Source organism: Dickeya ananatis (assembly GCF_019464615.1).
Classification (GTDB): domain Bacteria; phylum Pseudomonadota; class Gammaproteobacteria; order Enterobacterales; family Enterobacteriaceae; genus Dickeya; species Dickeya oryzae.
This window is the reverse complement of sequence record NZ_CP040816.1, coordinates 3,390,674-3,416,821: the sequence shown is the minus strand read 5'-3', so window position 1 is coordinate 3,416,821 and position 26,148 is coordinate 3,390,674. Positions and strand designations below refer to the sequence as shown.

Annotated in this window: 19 protein-coding genes; 12 read left to right on the top strand and 7 right to left on the bottom strand. The window is 54.8% G+C overall.

Features of this window, described 5'->3' with window-relative positions; translation table 11 throughout:
- Positions 1 to 467: 467 nt before the first annotated feature.
- The 8 genes from iolG (at position 468) to iolB (ending at position 10,122) form a co-directional block, all read left to right on the top strand.
- On the top strand, positions 468 to 1,472 hold the full coding sequence (gene iolG, locus FGI04_RS15100) for an inositol 2-dehydrogenase (RefSeq protein WP_407336940.1): 1,005 nt from the start codon (positions 468 to 470) through the stop codon (positions 1,470 to 1,472).
- 96 nt (positions 1,473 to 1,568) lie between these two features.
- Entirely contained in the window at positions 1,569 to 2,507 is a 939-nt protein-coding gene (locus FGI04_RS15095) for a substrate-binding domain-containing protein (RefSeq protein ID WP_342700084.1), read from the top strand.
- A gap of 56 nt (positions 2,508 to 2,563) precedes the next feature.
- Positions 2,564 to 4,111, top strand: a complete 1,548-nt coding sequence (locus FGI04_RS15090) for a sugar ABC transporter ATP-binding protein (protein WP_342700083.1) — start codon at positions 2,564 to 2,566, stop codon at positions 4,109 to 4,111.
- Positions 4,112 to 4,127: 16 nt separating this feature from the next.
- Entirely contained in the window at positions 4,128 to 5,162 is a 1,035-nt protein-coding gene (locus tag FGI04_RS15085; protein ID WP_342700131.1) for an ABC transporter permease, read from the top strand.
- Between the two features lie 17 nt (positions 5,163 to 5,179).
- On the top strand, positions 5,180 to 6,313 hold the full coding sequence (locus FGI04_RS15080; RefSeq protein WP_407336939.1) for a Gfo/Idh/MocA family protein: 1,134 nt from the start codon (positions 5,180 to 5,182) through the stop codon (positions 6,311 to 6,313).
- Positions 6,314 to 6,385: 72 nt separating this feature from the next.
- Positions 6,386 to 8,350, top strand: a complete 1,965-nt coding sequence (locus FGI04_RS15075) for a bifunctional 5-dehydro-2-deoxygluconokinase/5-dehydro-2-deoxyphosphogluconate aldolase (protein WP_407336938.1) — start codon at positions 6,386 to 6,388, stop codon at positions 8,348 to 8,350.
- Positions 8,351 to 8,380: 30 nt separating this feature from the next.
- Complete coding sequence (gene iolE / locus FGI04_RS15070; RefSeq protein WP_210176021.1) at positions 8,381 to 9,271, top strand: myo-inosose-2 dehydratase; 891 nt, start codon at positions 8,381 to 8,383, stop codon at positions 9,269 to 9,271.
- A gap of 23 nt (positions 9,272 to 9,294) precedes the next feature.
- Positions 9,295 to 10,122 carry a 5-deoxy-glucuronate isomerase gene (gene iolB / locus FGI04_RS15065; RefSeq protein WP_407336937.1) on the top strand — a complete coding sequence of 276 codons (828 nt, stop codon included), beginning with the start codon at positions 9,295 to 9,297 and terminating at the stop codon, positions 10,120 to 10,122.
- Positions 10,123 to 10,327: 205 nt separating this feature from the next.
- Here the strand turns inward: iolB and mltB are convergent, their stop codons facing one another.
- Positions 10,328 to 11,431, bottom strand: coding sequence for a lytic murein transglycosylase B (gene mltB / locus FGI04_RS15060; RefSeq protein WP_038906211.1), 1,104 nt, complete (start codon positions 11,429 to 11,431; stop codon positions 10,328 to 10,330).
- A 278-nt stretch (positions 11,432 to 11,709) separates the two neighbouring features.
- Here mltB and FGI04_RS15055 point away from each other — a divergent pair, with 278 nt between their 5' ends.
- Positions 11,710 to 12,642 carry a nucleoside recognition domain-containing protein gene (locus FGI04_RS15055; protein ID WP_210176019.1) on the top strand — a complete coding sequence of 311 codons (933 nt, stop codon included), beginning with the start codon at positions 11,710 to 11,712 and terminating at the stop codon, positions 12,640 to 12,642.
- A gap of 160 nt (positions 12,643 to 12,802) precedes the next feature.
- Here FGI04_RS15055 and FGI04_RS15050 read toward each other — a convergent pair whose 3' ends face one another.
- The 5 genes from FGI04_RS15050 to FGI04_RS15030 form a co-directional block, all read right to left on the bottom strand.
- On the bottom strand, positions 12,803 to 13,585 hold the full coding sequence (locus FGI04_RS15050; RefSeq protein WP_342700078.1) for a transporter substrate-binding domain-containing protein: 783 nt from the start codon (positions 13,583 to 13,585) through the stop codon (positions 12,803 to 12,805).
- A gap of 804 nt (positions 13,586 to 14,389) precedes the next feature.
- Positions 14,390 to 14,860, bottom strand: coding sequence for an MEKHLA domain-containing protein (locus tag FGI04_RS15045; protein WP_342700077.1), 471 nt, complete (start codon positions 14,858 to 14,860; stop codon positions 14,390 to 14,392).
- A gap of 243 nt (positions 14,861 to 15,103) precedes the next feature.
- Positions 15,104 to 18,169: an efflux RND transporter permease subunit gene (locus FGI04_RS15040; RefSeq protein WP_434964869.1), complete on the bottom strand. Its 3,066-nt coding sequence runs from the start codon at positions 18,167 to 18,169 to the stop codon at positions 15,104 to 15,106.
- On the bottom strand, positions 18,166 to 19,278 hold the full coding sequence (locus FGI04_RS15035) for an efflux RND transporter periplasmic adaptor subunit (protein ID WP_407336936.1): 1,113 nt from the start codon (positions 19,276 to 19,278) through the stop codon (positions 18,166 to 18,168). Before FGI04_RS15035 ends, FGI04_RS15040 begins: the two co-directional genes overlap by 4 nt.
- 95 nt (positions 19,279 to 19,373) lie before the next feature.
- A complete protein-coding gene (locus tag FGI04_RS15030) occupies positions 19,374 to 19,991 on the bottom strand; it encodes a TetR/AcrR family transcriptional regulator (protein WP_342700074.1) in 618 nt (205 codons plus the stop codon).
- A gap of 122 nt (positions 19,992 to 20,113) precedes the next feature.
- On the opposite strand from FGI04_RS15030, the gene FGI04_RS15025 reads away from it, so the two are divergent.
- The 3 genes from FGI04_RS15025 to FGI04_RS15015 all read left to right on the top strand — a co-directional run bounded on the left by FGI04_RS15025 (position 20,114) and on the right by FGI04_RS15015 (position 23,571).
- Positions 20,114 to 21,595 carry an efflux transporter outer membrane subunit gene (locus tag FGI04_RS15025; protein WP_407336935.1) on the top strand — a complete coding sequence of 494 codons (1,482 nt, stop codon included), beginning with the start codon at positions 20,114 to 20,116 and terminating at the stop codon, positions 21,593 to 21,595.
- Between the two features lie 32 nt (positions 21,596 to 21,627).
- Positions 21,628 to 23,037: an MATE family efflux transporter gene (locus tag FGI04_RS15020; protein ID WP_407336934.1), complete on the top strand. Its 1,410-nt coding sequence runs from the start codon at positions 21,628 to 21,630 to the stop codon at positions 23,035 to 23,037.
- Positions 23,038 to 23,184: 147 nt separating this feature from the next.
- Positions 23,185 to 23,571 carry a hypothetical protein gene (locus tag FGI04_RS15015; protein ID WP_407336933.1) on the top strand — a complete coding sequence of 129 codons (387 nt, stop codon included), beginning with the start codon at positions 23,185 to 23,187 and terminating at the stop codon, positions 23,569 to 23,571.
- A gap of 625 nt (positions 23,572 to 24,196) precedes the next feature.
- On the opposite strand, the gene FGI04_RS15010 is transcribed toward FGI04_RS15015, so the two are convergent.
- Positions 24,197 to 26,017 (bottom strand): DUF4365 domain-containing protein, encoded by a 1,821-nt coding sequence (locus tag FGI04_RS15010; protein ID WP_407336932.1) that lies wholly within the window; start codon positions 26,015 to 26,017, stop codon positions 24,197 to 24,199.
- Positions 26,018 to 26,148 lie beyond the last annotated feature (131 nt).

Sequence of the window (26,148 nt, the reverse complement as noted above, 5' to 3'; positions counted from 1 at the left end):
GATTGTCATTATCAAAATCAACGTTGTTTTTAGGGAAAACGTTATCTTCAGGAAAACAAATGCAGTGTTGAGGTTTCGGTTTTTCTGCATATGAGAGATTACGGTTGAAATATTTATTTCATTTCAGTCTGACAAACCGAACTCTGTAACGATGAGATTGGCAGGGGCGCTATATGCACCGCGTGGGTCTCCACTGCCAGTGATTCGGCTATTCTGACGCACTAATCCCCCGCCTTTACTGGGTTTTTTCCTGCCTTGCAATACGCTGACGACATGACGGTGGTTTCGTGATTTTGCTAACACTATTTTGCTCATATGTCACCAAAATGTTAGCTAGCACGCAAAAACATAATTTCCAGTTTTACTGAAATTGAAATAAACGTTTTATTGTCTTTACTCTAACAAGCAGAACAGACCCTGACCCCTACAACCAACCAGTGATACCCCAGGGTATCGAGGGAGTAGCCATGTTTAACATCGCTTTACTGGGTGCCGGCCGCATTGGCCAGGTTCACGCCGTCAACATCGCCGAACATCGGGAAACCTGTCTCTATTCGGTGGTGGATCCCAACCTCGCTAACGCGCAGGCGTTGTCTGATAAGTATCAGGCGCGTTTGCAAACCATCGATGAGGCGATGGCCGACCCGGCGGTACACGCGGTGCTGATTGCCTCCGCCACCGATACCCACGCTGACCTGATTGAGCTGGCCGCCCGCCACGGCAAAGCCATCTTCTGTGAAAAACCGGTGCATCTGGATATCGCACGGGTACGCGACTGCCTGAACGTGGTGGAGCAACAGCAGGTGCCATTGTTCGTCGGGTTTAACCGTCGCTACGACCCGCAATTTCGCCGGGTGAAGACGCTGGCGGAGGAAGGGCGTATCGGCAAGCCTGAATCACTGATGATTATCTCCCGTGACCCTTCACCGCCGCCCGCAGAGTATGTGCGTGTGTCAGGCGGCATGTTCCGCGATATGACCATCCATGATTTCGACATGGTGCGTTTCATCATGGGTGAAGAGCCGGTCTCGGTCTTCGCACAAGGCAGCAATCTGGTAGACCCGGCTATCGGTGCGGCTGGCGACATTGATACCGCGTTTGTGGTGTTCAAATTTGCCTCCGGTGCGATGGCGACCATCGCTAACAGTCGCCGCTCCGGTTATGGCTACGACCAGCGGCTGGAACTGCACGGCGAACTCGGCGTGTTGAGCGCGGGCAACATCCGCGAAAACCAGGTGGAACACTGGGGCGATGCCGGGTGCCTTGCCGCCAAACCGGAACACTTTTTCCTGCAACGTTACCGCGACGCCTACGCGGCAGAATGGCGTCATTTCGTTGAGGTGTTACACGGGCGTACCCGGCCTGAGTGCAGCGGCGTCGATGGTGAGCGGGCGCTGTATCTGGCCGACAAAGCGCTGGAGTCGCTGGCGACAGGGCGTGCGGTTTCGCTCTGGCATAACTACATGACATAACCACGGGGTCTGGCATGGCACAGAGCCTGGCATCACGATATCAATAACAACATGACCTGACGTTTATACCCAACTAACTGATGCAGAGACAACACCATGAAAAAGATAACCATTATGGCTGCCGCGATGGCCTTCACGATGTCGTCCGGTCTGGCGCAGGCACAGAACGAACAGATTGTATTCAGTACCCCCAACCTGGCGATGCCTTTTGAAGTCCACATGCAACGCACAGCGGTCAAAGCCGCTAAAGAGCTGGGCGTGAACCTGCAGGTGTTAGATAGCCAGGGCAGTTCCCCGAAACAGGTGGCAGATCTGGAAAACGCCATCACTCGCGGAGCCCAGGGTTTTATCGTGTCACCGAATGATGTCAACGCGGTGTCCGGTGCGGTAACAGAAATTCAGGATGCCAATCTGCCGGTGGTGACACTGGACCGCTCGGTGAAGACCGACAAGAAAGTGCCGCACTTCGGCGCGAATAACTACAAAGGTGGTCAGGCGATTGCCGATTTCGTCAAAGCGCGTTTTCCAAACGGTGCCGACATCGTGTTGCTGACCGGTCAGCCGGGGTCGTCATCCAACATCGAACGTACGCAGGGTATCCGCGACAGTCTGAAAGCGGGTGGCAGTAAGTACCGTCTGGTGGCGGATCAGACCGGCAACTGGATGCGTTCTGAAGGGATGCGCATTGTGGAAAGCGTGCTGCCGTCGCTGCCCAAACGCCCACAGGTGATTTTGTCGGCTAACGACGATATGGCGCTGGGGGCGATTGAAGCGCTGCAAAGCCAGGGGCTGAAGCCGGGTGATGTCATGGTGACCGGTTTTGACGCCGTACCGGAGGCGCTGGCGCGAGTTCGTGATGGCTGGATGGCGGTGACCGCTGATCAGCGCCCCGGCTATGCGGTCACGCAAGCGATGACGCAGTTGACCAATAATATTCGCACCAAGTCGGCGATCACCGGGGCGGACTACCCACCGACCATGATCACCAAAGACAACCTGAACGATGCAGAACGTATCGGCGAAGCGGGCAAATAAGCGGACACACCACTCACTCACCGGCCGGGAGGCCGGTGATGAAGGAGGGCTATCCCATGACTGAACCCTTACTGGCTATTACTGATCTGGCCAAGAATTTCTCCGGCGTCTGGGCGCTGAATAAGGTGCAACTGACGGTGCTGCCGGGGGAAATCCACGCGTTGCTGGGTGAGAACGGCGCGGGAAAATCCACCCTGCTCAAGGCGCTGGCCGGGGCGCAACCCCAGACCAGCGGCGATATCCGCTTCAACGGTGAGCTGCTGTCACCGCAGGATTCGCCGGTAGCACGGCAAAACCGCGGTATCGTCACCATCTATCAGGAATTCAACCTGCTGCCCAACATGACAGTGGCGGAAAACCTATTTCTTGGCCGTGAATTACAGCGCAACCGGCTGTTTGTCGATGCGCAGGCGGTCAATCAGGAAGCCCGTACGGTACTGGAGTACCTGCAACTGAACATATCGCCGACCACTCAGGTGGCGCGGCTGAGTGTGGCGCAGCAACAGATGGTGGAAATCGCCCGTGCACTGACGCTGAATGCCCGCTTGATTGTGATGGATGAACCCTCCGCCGCGCTGAGCGACAGCGAGGTCGAGAGCCTGCACCGGGTGGTACGTGAACTCAAAGCACGCGGTGTCAGCGTGATTTATGTCACGCACCGGCTGCATGAGGTGTTTCAACTGTGCGACCGCTTCACCGTCTTGCAGGACGGCCGTTACACCGGTTCCGGCAATGTGGCCGACATCGATGTGGCGGGCATCATCCGCATGATGGTTGGGCGAGATGTGGTGTTTACCCGTCGTCCGCCATCAGAAACCCATCATCAGGACAAGCCGGTGCGGCTGGCCGTGAAAGGGCTGTGCCGTGAAAAACCACCGCTCGACCCGCACGGTATCGCGCTCGATAACATCGGTTTTCAGGTGCACGAGGGCGAGATCCTGGGGATCGCCGGGCTGGTGGGTGCCGGGCGAACCGAGGTGGCACGCTGCCTGTTCGGCGCTGACCCGTTTACCTCCGGTGAGTTCTGGCTCGACGGCCAGCCTTATCAGCCGGTCGATCCGCTGCACGCGCTGGAGCAAGGCATCGCGCTGGTACCGGAAGATCGCAAAAAAGAGGGTGCCGTGCTGGGGTTGTCTATCCGCAATAACCTGTCGCTTTCCAGCCTGTCGTCACTGTTGCGCTGGCGCTACTTCGTTGATACCCGCCGTGAGGACGACCTGATTGAATCTTACCGGCAGGCGTTGCGCATCAAGATGGTGGACAGCGAGCAGGAGGTGCGCAAGCTCTCTGGCGGCAACCAGCAGAAAGTGATTCTGGCGCGCTGTATGGCGCTCAACCCCCGGGTGTTGATAGTCGATGAGCCGACGCGCGGCATCGACGTCGGCACCAAGTCCGAAGTGCATCAAGTGCTGTTCGATATGGCAAAACGCGGCGTGGCGGTGATCGTGATTTCTTCCGACCTGCCAGAGGTGATGGCGATTTCCGATCGCATCATCACGCTGAGCGAAGGCCGGATGACCGGCGAACTGCACGGCGATGACGCTACGGAAGAGCGGCTGATGACCCTGATGGCCATCTGCCATGACGCACAACAGGCCGCATAACGGAGATACCATGAGCATGCAGCAACCCTTATCCCGTATTAAATTGCCGACGCCGACCAACGGCCGGGGACGCATCGACCCGATCGCCTTCTTCGAGCGTTTCGGTGTGTTGATTTTCATGATCCTGCTGCTGATCTTTTTCCAGTCGCAGAACAGCAACTTCCTGACAGAACGCAACATCACCAACATTCTTACTGAGGTGTCTATCTACGGCATCATGGCGGTGGGGATGACCTTCGTGATCCTAACGGCGGGCATCGATCTGTCGGTCGGGTCGATTCTGGCGGTGTGCGCTATGACCGCCGCTTATGTGATCAAAGGCGATAACTTCACCACGGTTGATGCACAAGCCTGGGGCGGCATGAGCTGGCTGGTGGGGATCGGCATCTGTCTGGCGATGGGCACGGTCATCGGTTTTCTGCACGGCTTGGGGGTCACCCGCCTGCGTTTATCACCGTTCATCGTCACGCTGGGCGGCATGACCATCTGGCGTGGTCTGACGCTGGTCATCAACGATGGCGCGCCTATCGCCGGGTTTGATCCTGGCTACCGTTGGTGGGGCCGTGGCGAACTGCTCGGCGTCTCCATCCCTATCTGGATCTTCGCGTTGGTGGCGCTGATAGGCTGGCTGGCGCTGCATAAAACCCGCTGGGGGCGCTTTGTGTATGCCATCGGCGGTAATACCGAAGCAGCACGACTGGCCGGGGTTAACGTGCAGCGGGTACTGGTCAGCGTTTACGTGGTGATCGGCGCGCTGGCGGGGCTGGCCGGTTTTATTCTCAGCGCGCGCTTAGGCAGTGCCGAAGCGGTGGCCGGTATCTCGTTCGAACTGCGGGTGATTGCGTCAGTGGTGATTGGCGGTACCTCGCTGATGGGCGGTTACGGGCGTATCAGCGGCACCATTATCGGTTCCGTCATTATGGGGATCCTGATTAACGGGCTGGTGCTGATGAATGTCTCGGCTTACTACCAGCAGATCATCACCGGGCTGATTATTGTGCTGGCAGTGGCGTTCGATACCTACGCCAAAAGCCGACGCGGCGCACTCTGACAGTGGGAGCGACAGTCATGAAACAGGTTCGAATCGGCCTTATCGGCACCGGTTACATCGGCCGCGCTCATGCCATCGCTTATGCGCAGGCACCGGTGGTGTATCCCCTTAAAGGGCAACTGGTGCGTGACATGCTGGCGGAAGTCTCGCCAGCGCTGGCAGAGCAACGCTCGCGTGAGATGGGGTTTGCCCGCTTCACCGGTGACTGGCAGGAACTGGTGGCTGACCCGGCCATCGACGTGGTGGATATCTGCGCACCTAACTTTTTGCACCAGACCATGGCGATGGCGGCGATTCGTCACGGCAAACACGTCTATTCGGAAAAACCGCTGGCGCTGAATGCCGCCGAAGCACGCGAGATGGTGGATGCCGCCCGTCAGGCTGGGGTGAAAACGCTGGTCGGGTTTAACTACATGAAAAACCCGGCGGCACAGCTGGCGAAAGAGATTATCGCCCGCGGTGAAATCGGCGAGGTGACCCATTTCTACGGCACCCACAACGAAGACTATCTGGCCGACCCAAACAAACCGGCGGACTGGCACTGCTTCCGGCACACCGCCGGGTTGGGTGCACTGGGCGATGTGGGCGCGCACATTGTCAATATGGCGCACTACCTGGTGGGCGAGATTGCCGAGGTGTGCGGCGATTTGCACACGGTGGTGCCACAGCGGCCGGTGAGTGCCGGGAGTGCGGATCGAGTAACGGTGGAAAACGAGGATCAGGCCCATGCCATGGTGCGTTTCGCCAGCGGCGCACGCGGGGTGATCGAAGCCTCGCGGGTGGCCTGTGGCCGCAAAATGGGGCTGAGTTATGTCGTCACCGGCACCCGCGGTGCCATCAGTTTTACCCAGGAGCGGATGGCGGAACTGAAGCTCTATCGGCATGACGACCCGGTAAACCGGCAGGGGTTCCAAACCTTGCTGATTGGGCCGCAGCACCCGGAATACGCCGCGTTTTGCGCCAGCGCCGGGCATGGTATCGGCTTTAACGATCAGAAAACCGTCGAGGTGCGTGATCTTATCGACGGCATCGCCGCCGACCAGCCACTGTGGCCCGATTTTGAAGAAGGCTGGCGAGTCTCCCGGGTGTTGGACGCGATTGTGTTGTCGCATCAGGCTGCGCGCTGGGTGGCGGTACATGAGGTGGGATAAGTGGAATAAGTGGGATAACCGTCGGGCCGACGTGTTGTCGATTTCCCTTTTTGGCTGACAGGAATGGACGTAATGACTACGCAAAAGCAGTTTGATGTGATTTGCATGGGGAGAGTGGCGGTGGACCTGTACGGTCAGCAGATCGGCGCACGTCTCGAAGACATGGGCAGCTTCGCCAAATATCTGGGCGGCTCTTCCGGTAATGTCGCCTACGGTACCGCCCGGCAGGGGCTGCGCTCGTCCATGCTGGCGCGGGTCGGCGATGAACACATGGGGCGCTTTCTGCGTGAAGAGCTACAGCAGGTCGGCTGCGATACCAGCCATTTGATTACCGACCCGACGCGGCTGACGGCGCTGGTGCTGCTCGGTATCAAAGACCGGGAAACCTTTCCGCTGATTTTTTACCGCGATAACTGCGCCGATATGGCCATCACGCCGGAAGACGTCAGCGAGGAATACATCGCTTCATCGCGTTGTCTGGCGATCACCGGCACCCACTTGTCGCATCCCAATACCCGCGAGGCGGTATTAACCGCATTGCGTTACGCCCGTCGCCACGGCGTGAAAACGGTGCTGGATATCGATTACCGGCCGGTGCTGTGGGGATTAACCTCATTAGGCGACGGCGAAACCCGTTTTATTGAATCTGCGGCGGTGACGGCACAGTTGCAACAGGTACTGAACCTGTTTGACCTGATTGTTGGCACCGAAGAGGAGTTTCATATTGCCGGTGGCAGCACCGATAGCCTGCAGGCGTTGCGGCAGGTACGGGCAAACACCGCAGCGGAACTGGTGTGTAAACGCGGCCCACTGGGCTGTTCGGTGTTCACCGGCGATATTCCAGCATCGCTGGATGATGGCATTACCGTGCAAGGTGTGCGCGTTGACGTGCTCAATGTGCTGGGGGCGGGCGATGCGTTCATGTCTGGTCTGCTGCGTGGTTATCTCAGCGGCGAAGGCTGGGAAAAAGCCTGTGCTTACGCCAATGCCTGCGGTGCGCTGGTGGTATCACGCCACGGCTGCGCCCCGGCGATGCCGAGCCGCATCGAACTGGATAACTATCTGGCGCGGGCGCATGCAGTGCCAAGGCCAGACCTGGACCCGGAACTGAACCACCTGCATCGCGTCACCACCCGTCGGCAGCACTGGGAGGAGCTGTGCGTGATCGCCTTCGATCACCGCATCCAACTGGAAGAGATGGCGCTGGCTTGCGGTGCTGAGCGCAGCCGGATCCCGCTGCTCAAACAGTTGATTCTCAACGCCAGCCAGCAGGCAGCGGAGCAGGCCGGGTTGCTGGGCTTTGCCGGGTCGCCCGGCAGAGCCGGATTAACACCTGGCAAAGCCGGATTAGCCCCCGGCAGAGCCGGATTACTGTGCGATGGCACCTTCGGGCAGGACGCGCTGAATACCATTACCGGGCAAGGCTGGTGGATAGGTCGCCCAATCGAACTGCCGGGCTCACGCCCACTGGCGCTGGAGCACGGCAACATTGGGTCGCAACTGGTGAGCTGGCCGCTGGAACAGGTGGTGAAATGTCTGGTGTTCTTCCACCCGGAAGACGACAGCCCATTACGGTTGGCGCAGGAGCGGCAGGTGAGTGAGGTCTATCGCGCCTGTTGCCAGTCGGGTCATGAACTGTTGCTGGAGGTGATCCTCCCTGCCGATATGCCGCGCAGCGATGATTTGTACCTGCGGGCGATTCAGCGGTTTTACAACCTTGGCGTTCGGCCCGACTGGTGGAAGCTACCGCCGCTGTCGGCCAGCGGCTGGCAACGGCTGGAAACGTTACTGGCCGAGCGTGACCCCTATTGCCGTGGTGTGGTGATCCTCGGGTTGGATGCGCCGATCGAGACGTTACGTCAGGGGTTCAACGCTGCCGCAGGTCAATCGGTGGTGAAAGGCTTTGCGGTGGGACGAACACTGTTTGCCCAACCGGCGCAGCAATGGCTGCGTGGTGATATCGACGATCAGCAGTTGATCGCCGACATCAAAGATAACTACTTGCACCTGATCGCCTTGTGGCGTCAGCGCGGCTAACTCCATTAATTCTGAGCAGAGGGAATCGAAATGAGCGTTCAACTGGGTATTAATCCGCTGACCTGGACCAATGACGACCTGCCATCGCTGGGCGCGGAAACCCCGCTGGAAACCTGCCTGAGCGAGGGGCGTGAGGCCGGTTTCGCCGGGTTTGAACTGGGTAACAAGTTTCCGCGCCAGTCCAGCGTGCTGGGGCCAATTCTGCAACAGCATGGGCTGCGTCTGGTCTCTGGCTGGTATTCCGGCCAACTGCTGACCCGCTCGGTAGCAGAGGAAATCGCTGCCGTACAAGACCACCTCAACCTGCTGCGGGAATTAGGCGCTACCGTACTGGTGTTCGCTGAGGTGACCGGCGCGATTCACGGCGAGCAAGGCACACCGGTGCATTTACGTCCGCGCTTCCCGGCGGCGCGCTGGCAGGAGTACGGTGAGAAGCTCAGCGAATTTGCCCGTTATACCCAGCAGCAAGGGGTACAAATCGCCTATCACCACCATATGGGGACGGTGATTGAAACCGCCGATGACGTAGACCAGTTGATGACCCATACCGGGCCGGAGGTCGGGTTGCTGCTGGATACCGGCCATCTCACCTTTGCCGGTGCCGACCCGCTGGCAGTGGCGCAACGCTGGGCGGCGCGCATCAACCACGTGCATTGCAAAGATATTCGCCCCGAGGTGCTCAAAGACGTGAAAAACCGCAAAACCAGTTTTCTGGATGCAGTGCTGAGTGGGGTGTTCACCGTACCGGGTGACGGCTGTGTCGATTACCCGTCGCTGTTCCAACTGCTAAAAGCGCAGGATTATCAGGGCTGGCTGGTGGTGGAAGCCGAACAGGACCCGGCAGTGGCGCATCCGCTGACTTACGCGACGTTGGGATTCAATAACCTGCAGCGCTTCGCCCGCGATGCCGGTTTGATCTGACGGTTGCAGCCAGGAGGTGGGTCATGTCTGAATTACTGTCTCGTTATCATGCGCCGGATGAGCAAGGGTGTATCCAACAGATTACCCCGGCTCGCGCGGGGTGGCGTCATGTCGGATTTGAGGTTTACCAGCTATCGACTGGTGCAACGCTGTCACTGCCTGCGGTGGCGCAGGAGCGTTGTCTGGTGCTGGTTGGCGGCCGGGCGACGGTGATAACACCGCAGGCGCGCTTTGAACATATCGGCGAACGCATGAACCCGTTCGAGCGCAAGAAACCCTGGGCGGTGTACGTCACGCCGGGGGAAACGGTGACGGTGATAGCCGACACTCCGCTGGAACTGGCGGTCTGTGCCGCGCCAGGCACCGGGAACCATCCTACCCGGTTGATTGCGCCGCAGGATATCGGTGCCGAAGCGCGTGGTGCCGGGCGCAACCGTCGCTTCGTGCACAACATTTTGCCGGAGGACAAAGCGGCGGACAGTCTGCTGGTGGTTGAGGTTTACACCGACGAAGGCTGTACCAGCTCTTACCCCAGCCATAAACATGATGTCGATAATCCGCCGCAGGAAACGTATCTGGAAGAGACGTACTATCACCGGCTCAACCCGCCGCAGGGGTTCTGTCTGCAACGGGTGTATACCGAGGATCGCTCGCTGGACGAGTGCATGGCGGTGTACGACCGGGATGTGGTGATGGTGCCGCGTGGTTACCACCCGGTAGCGACGCTGGCGGGCTACGACAGCTACTATCTCAACGTGATGGCTGGGCCGGTGCGCCAGTGGCGCTTTAGCTGGGAGCAGGATCACCAGTGGGTGAACAGCGCGGAATATGCCGCACGGCATAGCGGATAGCGCTTATTGTGAATATCACATGGGTTGTTAACCCAAACCGCCATGTTGTCTCGTGAACGGTGACGTCTGCCTGGGTGGTGAATGGTTTCGTGCAGTGATGTTGCAAAGGAATTACCGATGCCATCACGCACGAAACTTCCCACTGCCCTGACATAAATCTGCCAGTAATAAAACACCCGGCTGTTGTTCAACAGCCAGTCCAGGTTTAGTACCCCTGCCGTGCTTTTCTGACTTCTTCCCCTAACTGCCATACCGCCATGGCGTAGTGCACGCTGTGGTTGTAACGGGTAATCGCGTAGAAGTTCGGCAGACCGTACCAGAACTGGTAGTAGCTACCCATATCGAGGCGCAGCAGGCTGGCTTCCTGATAGCCACCCAGTGACGCGGTTGGACGTAGCCCGGCTGCGGCCAGCGTTGACAGGGAATAACGGGTTTTAAAGCCGGTTTCCAGCGAGAAAGTCTGACCGCTGGCGGGTATGGCGACCTGTTGGTTCGGTTGCCAGCCGTTTGATTTGAAATAGTTGGCGACGCTGCCGATGGCATCCACCGGGTCCCACAGGTTGGCGATGCCGTCGCCGTTGAAATCCACCGCGTATTTCTTGAACGCCGATGGCATGAACTGACCGTAGCCCATCGCCCCGGCAAACGAACCTCGCAGCGATAACGGGTCAAAGCCATCTTCCCGCGCCATCAGCAGAAAGTACTCCAGCTCGCTTTGGAAGTACTCCGCGCGGCGTGGGTAAGCGAAGGACAACGTAGCCAGCGCATCCAGAATGCGGGTTTTCCCCATCACCCGGCCCCAGCGGGTTTCTACCCCGATAATACCGACGATGATCTCCGGCGGCACACCGTAGACTTGCTGGGCGCGCGCCAGTGCATCCTGATACTGGTTCCAGAATGCGACACCGTTTTGCACGTTATCCGGGGTGATGAACTGCTTGCGGTAACGCAGCCAGGAGCCATTGGGAATGTTGGATGGGGTGGCGGTGGACGGCGCGGGTGCCTGCTTGTCCATGAGTCTTATCACCCAGTCCAGCCGCTGCGCTTGTGCCAGCACATCATGCAACTGCTGGCGCTCGAAGCCATACTGCCGCACCATCTTGTCTACAAAGCGGTCCACGTCCGGGCTGTTGGCAAAATCGCCGTTAGTCAGCAGGCCACCAGAATGGCCGGGAGACAACAGAAAACCACCGGAAGGGGCAGTGGAAGGGGGAGTACCGATAATTTCAGCCCCAGCGGGCTCAGCGGATTTATTGCTGCAGGCGGACAGCGCCAACAACAGCGGGAGAACAGCAACCAGGCGACGCATCAGATATCCATATAATTCTGTCAAAAACAACGTGGCGGCCATGGTAGCGCAACGTCCATAGGGAAAAAACCGAATTGTGGCGCACTGGCACACAATGGGTTATCTGTCAGTCATGACATCGCTGCCAGCCACGACCATGGCGCAGGCCGGGATGAGACGGGGATAAAAAACGTGGTGGAATATTGTGATGATTGTCACGAAAATAGCCGGTAAGAAAAGTCGGGCTGGCGTCGCCAGCGACAACAACCGGAACTGTTTCACCCGCACAGGGACATTACATGAACGTGATTGGAATTATCATGTCATCGGGGAAGGCCTCCGTTGACGTTGCACTGTACACACTGTTGCCGATTATGGTGGTGATGCTGGTCATCATGCGTTTTCTGGAAGTGAAAGGTGTTGTCGATGCGCTGGTTCGCTGGATGGCACCGATTCTCAAGCCGTTTGGGCTCACCGGGATGAGCACCTTTGCGCTGATCCAGCTCAATTTCGTCAGTTTCGCCGCGCCGCTCGCCACCTTGTCGATGATGGAAAAACGTGGCGTGTCCGATCGCCACATGGCAGCGACGTTGGCGATGGTGTTTGCGATGGGGCAGGGCAACGTGTTTTATCCGCTGACGCCGTTTGGTCTGCACTGGGCGGGGGCGATTGTCATCTCGATTGTCGGCGGACTGGCTGCCGCTGCGCTGACCTATCATGTGCTGGGGCGCAGATTGTCTGTCGCAGAGAGTCAGCGTTCCAGCGAGATGGCGGCGGATGAACCCACCGCCCGTGGCCTCATCGGCATTATTAACAGTGCCGGGGCGGATGCCATCCGTCTGGCGCTGGGGTCGGTGCCGATGCTGATCCTCTCCATGACGATCGTTGGCATACTGGAAGCGGCGGGCGCGGTGACGGCACTTGAGCACTTTTTCTCGCCACTGCTGGCTGCCGCGCATATTTCTCCGGTTTTTGTGTTGCCGACGCTGGTGAAATGTCTGGCGGGCGGTACCGCTTATTTTGGTGTGGTGTCGGACTTGATGCAGCAAGGAAAGATGACCGCCAGCCAGATCAACGCCTCTGCCGGTTTACTGATTCAGACCTTTGATTTACCGGGGATCGGTATTTTTCTTGGTGTCGGCTCCCGCTTTACTCGTCTGTTCCGCTATGCCGCATTAGGAGCACTGTTCGGTATTGCAGTCAGAACAGTGCTGCATGTGGCGGTGTTTTAGCGGATGTTGCGCGCTGTTGCGTGACACCCACGGCATTTAACTGAGGGTGTTCCCGCAGTGTGTATGTTATTTTTCCCGGCCTTGTTGTGGCCGGGTGCAATACGGTGAGTGCAAGGAGATAAGGAGAAACACGTGAAGGGATAGCCGAATTCCCCCCCAATTATTCTTTTACGCTTAAATCCATATCCCCAAAGTACCGCGTCTTGATGCGCAAAAACGTACCGTCATTGATGATATTTTGCAGGCCCTGATTGAAAAGCTGTTGGGTTTCCGTATCCCCTTTGCGTATGCCGTAGGCTGAACCGATGCTGAATAACCCGTCATCTGTGATTTCCGGGCCCTTTAATTCAAAATCCTTACCTTGTGGGGTCTGTAGAAAACCGAAGATCAGGGACACGGACGGACACAACGCACCGTCAACCCTTCCGGAGCGTAAATCTTCATAGATGGCGTCCTGATCCGGATAGCTTTTCACGTTGACCCCGGCGGGTAGCCAGTATTTGTTGGCGTAGGTTTCCTGGATGGTGCCTTGCTGTACGGCGATATTTTTACCCCGCAGCTTGTCGACCTGAGGTAGCAGCGCGCTCCCTTTTCTGGCAACGAATCGGGTCGGGACATGAAAAACATAGTGGCTGAAATCTATCGCTTCTTTTCTCTTGGGGGTGACCGCCAGTGGCGAGATGACATCTATTTTCCTGGCAAGCAGTGCTGGGATCTGAGCATCAAAGGTATTGACGATGTAATCACATTTCGCGTTGACGGATTTACAGATAGCATCGGTAATATCAATTTCAAATCCTGCCGGATTGCCATTGACGTCTCTGGTTTGAAAGGGTGAATAAGCGAGATCAACACCAATACGAATGACGCCTTGTTTGGCAAATACAACCGGTGAGATCGCAAGGAGAATAATGGCTGGAAAAATGAATAGTTTTTTAAACATAAAGATGACACCTCTTTTTAACCGAGTAAAAATGAATGTGAATATTCAGATATTCATATCGTTACCTGTGAACTGTGAAATAAAGACGCTGTCCTGAGTCGGGTTGCTCTTTACACTCCAGTGGCGGCCAGATGCTAGCGGCGGTCTTCCCGAAGGGGGATACCTGAAAGTGCGGCTGACGTGGCCTGTTATCGATGGGTGAGAATAACGCCGATGAGTCAATGCTCTGCCAGTTAATGGCATGCTTTTTATAGGGAAAAAGCATGCTTTCACTCAGTGCGAACGACGGGATGGCGGGCAACATCGCTGATGTTGTATCGCCAGAGACGGCACAGCATATAGCCTGTAAAACGAGGACGGAAAAAACGTCGGGCACGGCATGACTATTTTTTGCTACATCCCTGTACTGATTCATATCCCTGTTCATACCTTATCTGGAAAGTGGTCGTTAATTTATACGTGAAAGAATGATAGGGGGCGTTATTTTATTTTCAGGATGTAAATTTATGCATGTTCAGGTGTCGGTGCCTGAATTTATCTCACCAGCGCAAGGCATTTTAGCGGATATAGAAATGGTAACAGGTCGTAAATATCGGCAGACGAGATGATTGCTTTTGATAAATTCGGTTTATTTGCAATAAAAGAATCATTTTTTATTCGGACGAGTCTTATGTGAATGGAGAGTCGTTGCTATATATCCGTCATATACGCCTCATACTTCAAGTCGCAGGTGTGTTGGTTGTATTATTTGGCCCATCCCTGGGCCTCGTTATTTCCGGAAAGCATTCAACGCCTAAAAAGCCGTTATTGGGTATATAGGGTATTTTTACGTGGCACAGGCCAGAACAGTGCCGCTTGTCCCCAGGCGTTGCCGCTGTTGTATCCTAACTGCCATACCTCGCCATCATAAATCGTGAAGGTATTGCCTTGCTTATCGACACGTGGCCCGGTGTAGTTTTTCGCAATGCCATCGCGGGTGACGATATCGAGTAATTTTTGACGTTCAGCGCGATCTGCCGGGGAAGCGCTCAGTCGCGACGGCAACTGTAACATCTCCTCATGGCTGTACTTAAAGCAACGTAAAGCACACTGGTTGGCATAGATAAAGACAGGGTCGCTTGTGCTGCCATGGGCCAGAATACTGTAGGGGGCGGCTTGATCCAGCCACAGATAGCGATCTTCTACATCCTCAGGACAATAGAGCCCCTTACCGTTCAATACGCGGTAACATTCATCGATCCGTCTTAATAGCGTCAGATGTTCTGCCGTTGTCATCACACTCCCTCCTTCAGATGTTGAGCTGGGCTGGCTTTAGTACGCACAGTACATCAGTTATATAATCCAGCCGAATAACAATTGTCATGCTGATGAGGTGTGGTGTTGCCGCTGATTAGCGATTTCAGACTTATCTGGCTGGCGTACCACGACACTGCGCCAGCCTTTGTCGAGCTTATCATCACCGCATTCCATTTCGGTATCGTGGCGCTATCACACCGCCTGATAGCGCCACGCTACGCCTCAGCCGTGGCGAACGGGCTTGATCCTGAACCAGATAGAATACATGGCTGGCAGGAACACCAGCGTCAGGACGGTTCCAGCCAGCGTGCCACCAATCAGCGTGTAGGCCAGGGTTCCCCAGAACACCGAATGGGTGAGCGGGATGAACGCCAGAATCGCCGCCAGCGCCGTCAGCAGTACCGGTCGGGCACGCTGTACGGTAGCTTCAACGACCGCACGGAACGGATCCAACCCCTCCTGTTCGTTGTGGTGGATCTGCCCTATCAGGATCAGTGTGTTGCGCATCAGGATCCCCGATAAGGCGATAAGGCCGACCAGTGCATTGATGCCAAACGGCTGCTGAAAGATGAGCAGTGTAGGCACCACACCGATCAAACCCAGCGGGCTAGTCAGGAACACCATCACCATGGCCGCCATTGAGCGTACCTGCAAAATAATGATGAGCAGCGTGAGAGCGATCATGATCGGGAAAAGGGGTGCCATGGCCTTGGTCGCCTTGGCAGATTCCTCGATCGAACCAGCCTGTTCTATCCGGTAGCCTGCCGGCAGACGCGCGATGATTGGTTGCAACTGGGTCATGATGGCGGTGGAAACATCCGGTGGTTGCAGCCCGTCGGCGATGTCGCCTCGAACCGTGATAGTGGGTGTGCGGTCACGGCGTCGCAGGATAGGGTCTTCCATACGCACATCGACCTGACCCACCTGAGATAGCGGGATGCGCTGCCCGGCGGAGCCGACCAGCGTAAAGTCGGCGATCCTGGCAGGATCAAGGCGGATGTCGCCCGCCGCACGGCCGATCACCTGCACCGAACGAATATCTTCTCGCACCGCCGTCAGCGGTGTGCCACTCAGCAGGAACTGCAATTGCAGGGATACGGCGTTGGTGGTCAGCCCCATGGCCTGTAGCCTGTCCTGATTGAGCGTGAAGTGCAGCGTTGGCACTCTCGGCCCCCAATCCGTATTGACGGTGCGCATCATCGGGCTGGCGTGCATGATGGCTTTGACCTCATCGGCGATGGCGCGCAGCTTGTCCGGGTCTGGCCCCATGACGCGGTAAGCCACGGGGAAAGGCGAGGGCGGACCGAAGACAATCTGCGTCACACGCACCTGTGCCTCGGATGCCAGCCCATCGGCCACCGCCTGCCGTAACCTGAATTTAAGGGCTTCCCGCTCCTTGTCATTATCGGCAAGCACCACGATTTTGGCGAATGAGGGGTCAGGCAATTCAGGTGCCATTGCCAGAAAGAAGCGGGGTGCACCCTGACCGATGTAAGACGTTACGATCCTGGCCTCTTTTTGCTGCGCCAGCCAGGCCTCGACCTTCGCGGTGGCCGCGCTGGTTTGCTCAATCGAGGTGCCATACGGCATTTGCACCTCGACAAGAACCTCTGGCCGATCGGAGGTTGGGAAGAACTGCTTCTTGACCACTGCCATACCGAGCACGGATGTGACGAAAAGCCCGACGACAGTACTGGCGACCATCCACTTGTGGGCAATGGCGTACTCCAGCACGTGCCGAAAACGGTTGTAGTGGCGGGTGTTGTAGATGGCATCGTGTCCACCTTCTACCCGCTTGATATCCGGCAGCATCTTCACCCCCAGATAGGGCGTAAAGACGACGGCGACAACCCAGGAGGTGATCAGCGCGATGCCGACGATCCAGAACATATTGCTGGTGTATTCACCGGCGGTGGATCGGGCAAATCCATTGGGCATAAAGCCGATGGCGGTCACCAATGTACCGGAAAGCATCGGGGCGGCGGTGTGGCTCCAGGCATAGGCGGACGCTTTGATGCGGCTGTAACCCTCTTCCATTTTCACCACCATCATTTCGATGGCGATGATGGCGTCATCCACCAACAGGCCCAGCGCCAGAATCAGTGAGCCTAGCGTGATACGGTCGAAGTTTTTGCCGGTGGCAGCCATGATGACAAACACCGCCGCCAGTGTCAGCGGGACTGCGGCGGCAACCACGATACCGACGCGCCAGCCCATACTGATAAAGCACACCACCATCACCACGAGCAAGGCGGCGAAGAACTTGACCATGAATTCGTCGACGGCAGAGCTGATGTTGACGGCCTGGTCGGTCACCTTGGTCAAGGTCATGCCCAGGGGCAGTGTCGCATTGATGCTGCTGACTTCCGCCTCCAGTGCTTTGCCGAGTGCCAGCCCATTCCAGTCATCGCGCATCACGACGCCCAGCAGCAGGGCCGGTTCACCGTTATTACGAACCATAAAGGTCGCGGGGTCTTCATAGCCACGCTCGACGGTCGCCACATCCGACAGCTTCAGTGTCCGCCCTTGCGCCACGATAGGGGTCTGGCGGATTTTCTCCAGGTTGTCTAACGCGCCGTCGACGCGCACAAACACCTGCGGCCCTTTGGTCTCGATGGAACCGGCTGGGGTCAGGACGTTCTGGTTATTGAGCGCGGCAAAGATATCCTGTGGTGTCACACCGAGTGTAGCCAGACGGTCATGGGAGAACGAAACGAAAATACGTTCTGGCTGCTCCCCGATGATATTGACCTTCTTCACCCCAGGCACGTGCAGCAGTTGCTGGCGCAGCGTTTCTGCATCACGCACCAGCAGCCGCTGCGGTTCGCCTTTGGCTTTGAGCGCAAAGAGTGCGAACGTCACGTCTGCATACTCGTCGTTGACGCTGGGGCCGATGACGCCAGCAGGCAATTTTTGAGCTTCATCGGCTATTTTCTTGCGGGCCTGATAGAACTCTTCCTGAACCTCCGAAGGCGGTGTGTTGTCGAGCAGTGACAGCATGGTGAAAGCCAGTCCGGGGCGGGTGTAGGTTTCGCTACGATCGTACCAGCGCAATTCCTGCAGGCGCTTTTCCAACGGTTCGGCGACCTGATCCTGCATCTCCTGCGCGGTGGCTCCCGGCCAGGCAGTGACGATCGTCATCTGTTTGATGGTAAACGGTGGATCTTCCGCGCGCCCGAGCTTAAAAAACGAGAGGATACCGGCGACGGAGATCAACAGGATCAGAAACAGGGTGATGGCGCGTTCGCGTACCGCGAGCGCCGACAGGTTAAAACGGCTTTCACTCACGGGCGGCCTCCTGCCACAGCGGCTGTGGCAGCAACGTCGGCGATACGCACCGCTTCGCCTTCACGCAGTAACTGGGCACCGAGTGCGACGATCGGTTCGCCAGACTTGAGCTGGCCGGTGACGCGTGCTGTATCCTCCCCCATGTTTTCAATGGTGACCGGACGCCAGGTTACCGTTGCCGGTTCGCCGTGAATTACCCACACCCCAGGCCCTTTGCCTGCGTCAAACAAGGCGGCCAGCGGCACTTGCAGGCCTTGCGTTGTGGATGGTTGTTCGGGGATTCGAATCGTCACCGTCGTGCCCAGTGGGGCGTTGGCCAGCTCGCCTTGCAGTACATAGCGGGCCTCGAATGTCCGTGTGAGTCTGTCCGCCATATTGGAGAGTTGCCGTAGTGTGGCTGGGCTGACGGCGCTTTCTTTGCCAAAGCCGGTTGCCAGCGCGAGTGAGCCGAGCGCGGGGCGCAGTGTTTCCGGTAGCTGGATAACCGCTTCGCGCTGCCCGGCTTGCGCCAGACGTACGACGGTCTGCCCGGCGTTGACCACCTGCCCTGGTTCGGCCAGCGTGTCCATCACGATGCCATCGCTGTCAGCGACGAGTACCGCATAGCGGTTAGCATTGCGGGCCACGTCGGCCTGGGCTTGTGCAGCACTCAGTTGAGCCTTGGCGGCGTCTGCCGCGGCTTTCACCTGGTCATAAGCGGATGATGATATTGCCCCGGTTCCTTGCAGGCCACGGTAACGGGCTTCATCTTCCGCGGTTTGCAACGCCCGTGCCCGGGCGGCGGCTGCGGTTTCCTGCTGTGCACGCGCAGCGAGCTCCAGGTCAACAGGGTCAAGACGCATCAGCGGTTGGCCCCGTTTCACTGCTTGTCCCGTATCAACCAGCCGTTCCAGTACTTTGCCGGAGACCCGAAACCCTAAATCACTCTCTATTCTGGCGGCGATCGTGCCGGTGAAGGCCCGCGATTCAACCCCGGCGGCCCTCACCACAGTGGGGCGTACCAGCGGTGCCTGTGTTCGCGGGTCGGAAGGTGTTTTTTCGCCACAAGCGGCCAGGGCAAACGGCAATGCGCAGATGGCTGCAAGTGGAAGGAGGCGGTGACGAGCCATAAGTAGAGTCCCCTTGACGGATTAATCAGGAGACCTATCTTTAATCATGTGACCATTTTAGTCAATGGTCACAATGTTGAATGATGGTGGTGACGCTATGGCGATAAGCTGCGGAGTATCAGGCTGGACAGCTGTGCCGGTGCTTCATCGGTGTAATCGAAACTCTGCTGCAGCATTAGCGGGTTGAGGTAAGGGCGCATGACGAGATAAATGGCCGCCGTCGTTTCATCGAGTGGGGTTTTTCTTTCAAAATCACCACTTTGCCGCCCTTCACGCAAAATATCCTGCAGCAGTGCCTGCATGCGCTCTTCATAAGCGATCGCCGATTGCCAGCGTTCGGTCGCGGAGGAGGCGGCAATCTCATACAGCTTCCTGTCTTTGAAGAACAGGCGCAGGCCTGCTTCGACGATGGCCTTAAACATCCGCCGTAATTTTTCAGGTGGCCTGTCGGCGGCGTCAACGGCGGCACGCACTTCCGCTTCGATTTCTCGCAGGCAGTTGGAGCAAATCATCTCGCCAATCACTTGTTTGGATGAGAAGAATTTATAAATGTAAGCCTTTGAAAAACCTATTGATTTTGCAAGGTCGGAAACCGTGGTTTTTTCATAGCCATAGCGGCTGAAGTGCTCTGTCGCGGCGCTCACTATCTGATCTCGCACGTCATGGTCAGCCGGGCCCCGGTTCGACACGGGATAAGGGTTTTCTTTACTCATGGTCTGCTATTTACCCCTGACGTAATACATAAAAGGCAGTTTACCCCCTGATCTATGCGTTGACAACGAGTGACTAAATTGTAATATGGTCACAATTCGGCGTGATGTCTATGGTGGAACATATGTTACCTAAGCCCTCTTTTATCGTCCTTGGTGTGGCGGCTCTGTTAGCCGGTTGCTCGGTCGGCCCTGATTACACCCGGCCTGCTGTACCAATGCAGCAAAAATACCTGGGTCAGGACGCCGTCGAGCAACGACGCACTGCCGCCCATGCTGATCTTCTGACATGGTGGGAAGGGTTTGGCGACCCGCAATTAACCCAACTTGTCACGCAGGCGCTGCAACAGAATCTTGACCTCGCGCAGGCCTCTGCACGTGTGGTTCAGGCGCGCGCCGGTCTTGGCTCGGCCAATGCGGCACTGCTGCCTTCCGGTAACATTTCCGGTCAGGCGAGCAGGGCCTACCAGTCTGTCGAAACCCCGCTGGGGAAAGTATTGAATTCGACGCCGGGTTTTGACCGTTATGGGAATGCTTATGAGGCCGACCTCGGTGCCAGTTGGGAACTGGACGTGTTTGGCGGCTTGCGCCGTGAGCGAGAGGCGGCACTCGCCGAGTATCAGGCATCCGAAGCGGGGGCGGTGGCTACGCGTCTGGCGGTGGCCGCACAGACTGCCGATATCTACATCACGATTCGTGGATTGCAGGCCCGTTTGAACGTTGCTCGTCGGCAAGTGCAGACGCAGCAGGAACTGCTCTCGACCATTAACCGCTTGTATGACAAGGGACTGGCGGCGGAGCTTCAGGTCAGGCAGGCCGAAGGCGCGTTGGCACAGGTACAGGCATCGGTACCCGTTTTACAAACCGCGCTGGATACGGCGATGAACGCACTGGATGTGATGCTAGGGTCAGCACCGGGCACGCATCGGGCCATGCTGGCTGAGGTGAGCGCCATTCCCGCCGCACCGCAAATCGCCGCCACCGGCTCGCCGGGCGAACTGCTGCGACGCCGTCCGGACCTGATTGTGGCCGAGCGTCGCCTGGCGGCCTCCAACGCGCGTATTGGTGCCGCCGTCGCCGGGTATTACCCCTCATTTTCCCTGAGTGGGCTGCTCGGCAGTGCGACAACGGTATCTGGCAGCAACCTGTTTACCAATGGTGCCAGTCAATCGTCTGGCGTAATCGGACTGCGCTGGCGGCTATTCGATTTTGGTCGCATCAATGCGCAGATTCATCAGGCTAAAGGTCAGGAAGCTGAGATGCTGGCGGCCTATCGGCTGGCGGTATTACGGGCGACGGAAGATGTGGAAAACGCGTTTTCGGCGTTAGTTAACGATGAAGAACAGGCCCGCGTGTTGACCCAAGGGGTGGACTCACTCAGCCGGGCGCGGGATGCTGCCTTTGCCGCCTATCAGCACGGCACACTTAGCCTGATAGAGGTGTTGCAGGCCGACGAAAGTGTGCTACAGGCTTCCGACATACGGCTACAGGCGCAAACCGAATCCGCACGTGCGGCGGTCGCGGCGTTTAAAGCGCTCGGCGGTGGCTGGCAGCCCAGTGACGCGGGTTCGGTCACGGCGGGTCAGCGTAGCAAGAATAGCGTGTAAATCTTATCCACCACACTGAGTGTTGAGCCTGCATGATGACGACATTATTACCGAATACAAACCGGAACCGGGAACCGGCCGCAAAACCCTTGACCACCGCGATGCTGGCCGGGCCGATCCTGCCGGTGATGCTCCGTCTGGCGTTGCCAACGGTGGCGGTGTTGGTGGTGCAGACACTCGTAGGCGTGATGGAAACCTACTTTGTCAGCTCGCTTGGCGCGGGGGTATTGGCTGGGGTCGCCGTGGTATTTCCGATATTGATGCTGATGCAAATGATGGCAAACGGCGGCATTGGCGGAGGGTTATCATCGGCAATATCGCGGGCATCGGGTGCCGGTCGGTGGCAGGATGCGCAAGCGCTGGTGTGGCACGGTGTGATTATCGCGGCTGTCATGGGCGTGGTGTTTGCAGCACTGATCCTTACTGGCGGTGAAGCGCTGTATCGCGCCATGGGGGTTAACGGGCCGTCACTGTCTGCGGCGTTGGCGTATTCAAACCTGGTTTTTGCCGGGGCACCGCTGGTGTGGCTGGTTGCATTACTGTCAGCCGCCCTGCGCGGTGCGGGCGACACGAAAACCCCGGCGCGCATCACCTTGCTGGGGGGCGTTATCCTGATGCCGCTCTCTCCTGTGCTGATACTGGGATGGGGGCCAATACCGTCGTTGGGCGTTGCTGGCGCGGGGATAGCGATACTGTTCTATTATCTCTTTGCCACGCTATTGCTGGTCAGGCACATGCGTTCCGCCGGCAGTGTTATCAGGCTGGTAATCACACCGCTACGTTCGCGATTATTCAACGACGTGTTGGGCGTTGGTTTTTTATCGGCCATTGGCACCGTGCAAATCAATTTGACCGTTACCGTGGTGACGGCGATTGTCGGGCGGTTTGGGCCTGATGCCATCGCCGGGTATGGCATTGCTTCACGGCTCGACTATCTGCAAATCCCGCTGTTGTTTGGTCTGGGGACAGCCATCATGACGATGGTTGGCGTCAATGTTGGCGCGGGACAAAAGATGCGCGCACAACGTATCGCCTGGGTGGGGGCGGCAGTCGCTTTCACCTTTACGGAATTGCTCGGGCTTGGTGTGGCGGTCTATCCGCGCCTTTGGCTTTCGCTGTTTAGCGACGATAACGCCATTCTGGCGGCAGGGAGCCTGTATCTGCGAAACGTCGCGCCATGCTATGGGGCTATTGGCATCGGCATGGCGCTCTATTTTGCAGGCCAGGGGGCGAAACGTGTGCTCTGGCCCGTACTGGCCGGAACCGTACGCATGGTCATTGCCGCGGCCGTGGGGTGGCTGGCTGTCACTCAGTATGGCGCTGGCCTGACATCGCTGTTCACGATTGTCGCGCTAAGCGCGCTGGCTTATGGAGCCATGATCGTTGTGACCAACTTAGCCAGTGGGCGGGCCATGCGCGAAACGGCACCGACGGTGATGTGAGGGGGGCCGGTATGCTGGTGTACGGACTTCATGGCTGATAGTCTACTCGATGGATATCGTTTATGAGGGTAGGCTCAAGATCAGAAGGTCTGGATTTCTGATTTAGCCTGGCACTGCATTAAGAAAGAGATCCTCACAGAGGAAATAATGAGAATTAAGATTGGGATGTTATTGGGCATGGCACTCTTTTACTCGAGCACATCTTGTGCTGTGGGGAGTGATTTTATTTTTCGAGTGAATAATGAAACTTACCGTTTCCCAGCATCTTGCATAGAACATTTAGAGTTTCACGATAAAAGTGACGATTATCCAGAGCGGGTTGATATGAACCTGACTGGTGAATGCGGAGAAAAACTTAGCGTTCTGACCACTCAGAATATGGGTAAAGAGCTTGAAATTTATTACAAAGACCATCTTTTAATGCATGCTCTTATTCTTTCCAGATTGAAATCTAGTATTATGCTTGAAACCAAGAATGTTCCACGAGTGATCTTGATGCAGATGTTAGTTGACTACGGGGTAAAACCTGGCTGATGTAGAGTATGGTGGTAATATACTAAGAAAGCTACTCAAATGTCATTGGGTTTATGACTCGGTGGAGTTGATATGTAATCGAGGACGTTTGAGTCATGTTTTTATATGGCTCGCTGATATGAGCTTTCTGTGTCAAGCTGTTCGGAAATTTATGAGGTCGAACACGGTTGAGTGCACCCTAGTTTGATTTGGTCGTTTTTCTAATGAAAGTCTGTGTTATGACTAATTTAATATCTAATTTTTTAATTATTATTGCCCATATTAAATAGGCTTAAAATAGTGATGAATTGGTAGTTAAATAATGTGTTTTGTATATCTCGAACGCCTCCGGGTAGCATGATTAGTCTGTCAAGGTATATCTAGGAATGAATGGTTCGGTTTTCAGGGATACTTACAATTTAGCTGAAAATGAAAATATATTTAAACCGAAATTGAAATCAAGAATGAAAATTGAAATATTAAAATCATCACAACAAGAATATGAGCAGATTATTGAATGCCAAATTTTCAAATCAAGATAAAAGAGATGTTATTTGATTTTTATGAGTATTAAAGTAGGTAAATACATTTTAAGTGGCCTATGTCAGACAGCCACTTAATCTGAAATCTAAACAGCGGTAGGTAATTAAAATCTATACTTATTAAGAAGAGATTTATGACGTTCGACTTCTTTTGAATACCATTTGAGACTCCATGACCAACTGTCCTCTCTGGGTTTACAATCCGTGCATTTATCACAATTTGATTGTTTGAAGCTATTACCGAAATCATAACTGCCAGTACTATCATATAATTGACTTAATAAATTTCCTGTTCCTTGTGCATGTCCGTGTTTTAAGCAAATTAAGAGATGCATGCCACCGAGAGAGTGCATTCTCAATGATTGGGCAAATATTCCTCCGGGGCGATAATGGACAAATAAATGCTCACAGTTTTTCATTATATTTGTGGGGTCATAATTGGCAAATCCAATTTTAATAAATTCATAGTGTTCCCCTTGTGGATCATCTGGGTCTATTCCGAGGTTTTTTGCCATACTTAAGAAATATGTTTTTTGTTCTTCAATCGTTAGATCATAAAAATCTTTATGATCGTCAGCGCTAGCAACATGTTGTTCTATTTTTGTTAATATTTCATCGAAATCAGGAAAAGTTGAAAGAATCACCTCTCGATGATATTGAGTCGCTTTAGGATTTTCTTTAAGTAAAGTGGCAGTAAGAAGATATAATTTTTCAATTTTTTCTAAATCTTGCGATATTACACAGTATGTCATTACTAATAATGCCATTTTTTCATACCAGTCATCTAGAAAATCAATCGTTTCCTTAGAACCGCGTGCTTTATGGACTCCCTTGAATATTAATATTGATGCGTAGATCTCTACGAAAAATTCTGAGAGTATATGATACTGTTCATCCCTCGTCATACGATTACATAAATAAATTATTTTCTGTAATGATAAGCAGCAATCCCTATATAACACTTGAGTCTGATTATTGAAAATATAATGTTCTAAAGAGTTTCCTTCAAAATTATTTACTGAGTGATGTATTGCATGAAGTTGGTCAAGTTGAGCCTTGAATTTTGCTCGTCGAGCTTTCCCTAACGCAATTAATCTATGAGTTCGACTTTTTTCCTCTCGTGCAAAATTTATTAAATAATGGCATATATTAAAATTTTCTTCATATATTTCTCTCCTTACTTTTGTGAATGGAGAAATTTGAAATGCTTTCCAGTAATACAACATGGAAATAAACCTGTCTTTGACAGGGACTATAGCTGAAGTGCAAATCTCTGAAGAGCGTCTAAAAACAGCATCGTACTCTTTATTTGTTAAGAGATTGTTCAATTGTTGATGGTATGCTTTGTATAATGCTTCACCAATATCTTCTATTTTTTTATTAAGTGATGAATGGCTAATAACGGGGTATCTGTTAACTGAATCTTTTAGTCCTTTAATGTTTAAATATTCCCAACAATCAGTGACTGCATCTAACATCTTTTCCGATAAGATAATGTTTTTTCTGTTTATAGTATTTTCAATAGGGATGTGAATTTGAATTGTTTCATTTTCATTAGAGGCTGCTACTTTAATTCGTAAATCTTCATTATTTGTTATGGGAAGCCAAAGTATTTTTTCAGATGAAATTTTGACAACAACTAAAATAACGGGTATTTTAAATTCAAAATAGTATCTCAGACGCTCAATCTTGATCGTGAAGGATAGTTTGGTATTGTTATTAATATATGTAGAGTTCTCTTCGCCTTTTATCTGGACTTTGAAAACACTCTCTTTCCCAAGAGCTTTTCCACCACCATCTTTGAGTTCAATTTCTCCGTCAATACCAAAATCATTTTGATCTTCTTGACTTCGGAAAATCCAATGGCTTGGTAAGTTGTATTCAAAAATACGTCCGGCTTCAGTTCCAATCTCTCCAGCGTTCATCAGGCACCTCAATCTTGCTCTTCATATAAGCTCCTCTGTCATATAATACCATTTTCAAGCAATAACATAGTGATGGTTCTAAAATCATTGCTTGAATTTTGAACCATAACAACGTGGCAAGAGGAAAGCAG

What these genes read in the sequence shown, in the direction of transcription:
- iolB (WP_407336937.1), top strand. Translation starts at nt 9,295, where the DNA reads ATGTCTGAATTACTGTCTCGTTATCATGCGCCGGATGAGCAAGGGTGT.
- FGI04_RS15035 (WP_407336936.1), bottom strand. Translation starts at nt 19,278, where the DNA reads ATGGCTCGTCACCGCCTCCTTCCACTTGCAGCCATCTGCGCATTGCCG.
- FGI04_RS15010 (WP_407336932.1), bottom strand. Translation starts at nt 26,017, where the DNA reads ATGAACGCTGGAGAGATTGGAACTGAAGCCGGACGTATTTTTGAATAC.
- FGI04_RS15045 (WP_342700077.1), bottom strand. Translation starts at nt 14,860, where the DNA reads ATGACAACGGCAGAACATCTGACGCTATTAAGACGGATCGATGAATGT.
- FGI04_RS15025 (WP_407336935.1), top strand. Translation starts at nt 20,114, where the DNA reads ATGTTACCTAAGCCCTCTTTTATCGTCCTTGGTGTGGCGGCTCTGTTA.
- FGI04_RS15030 (WP_342700074.1), bottom strand. Translation starts at nt 19,991, where the DNA reads ATGAGTAAAGAAAACCCTTATCCCGTGTCGAACCGGGGCCCGGCTGAC.
- FGI04_RS15055 (WP_210176019.1), top strand. Translation starts at nt 11,710, where the DNA reads ATGAACGTGATTGGAATTATCATGTCATCGGGGAAGGCCTCCGTTGAC.
- iolG (WP_407336940.1), top strand. Translation starts at nt 468, where the DNA reads ATGTTTAACATCGCTTTACTGGGTGCCGGCCGCATTGGCCAGGTTCAC.
- FGI04_RS15080 (WP_407336939.1), top strand. Translation starts at nt 5,180, where the DNA reads ATGAAACAGGTTCGAATCGGCCTTATCGGCACCGGTTACATCGGCCGC.
- FGI04_RS15015 (WP_407336933.1), top strand. Translation starts at nt 23,185, where the DNA reads ATGAGAATTAAGATTGGGATGTTATTGGGCATGGCACTCTTTTACTCG.
- FGI04_RS15075 (WP_407336938.1), top strand. Translation starts at nt 6,386, where the DNA reads ATGACTACGCAAAAGCAGTTTGATGTGATTTGCATGGGGAGAGTGGCG.
- FGI04_RS15050 (WP_342700078.1), bottom strand. Translation starts at nt 13,585, where the DNA reads ATGTTTAAAAAACTATTCATTTTTCCAGCCATTATTCTCCTTGCGATC.
- iolE (WP_210176021.1), top strand. Translation starts at nt 8,381, where the DNA reads ATGAGCGTTCAACTGGGTATTAATCCGCTGACCTGGACCAATGACGAC.
- mltB (WP_038906211.1), bottom strand. Translation starts at nt 11,431, where the DNA reads ATGCGTCGCCTGGTTGCTGTTCTCCCGCTGTTGTTGGCGCTGTCCGCC.
- FGI04_RS15095 (WP_342700084.1), top strand. Translation starts at nt 1,569, where the DNA reads ATGAAAAAGATAACCATTATGGCTGCCGCGATGGCCTTCACGATGTCG.
- FGI04_RS15020 (WP_407336934.1), top strand. Translation starts at nt 21,628, where the DNA reads ATGATGACGACATTATTACCGAATACAAACCGGAACCGGGAACCGGCC.
- FGI04_RS15085 (WP_342700131.1), top strand. Translation starts at nt 4,128, where the DNA reads ATGCAGCAACCCTTATCCCGTATTAAATTGCCGACGCCGACCAACGGC.
- FGI04_RS15090 (WP_342700083.1), top strand. Translation starts at nt 2,564, where the DNA reads ATGACTGAACCCTTACTGGCTATTACTGATCTGGCCAAGAATTTCTCC.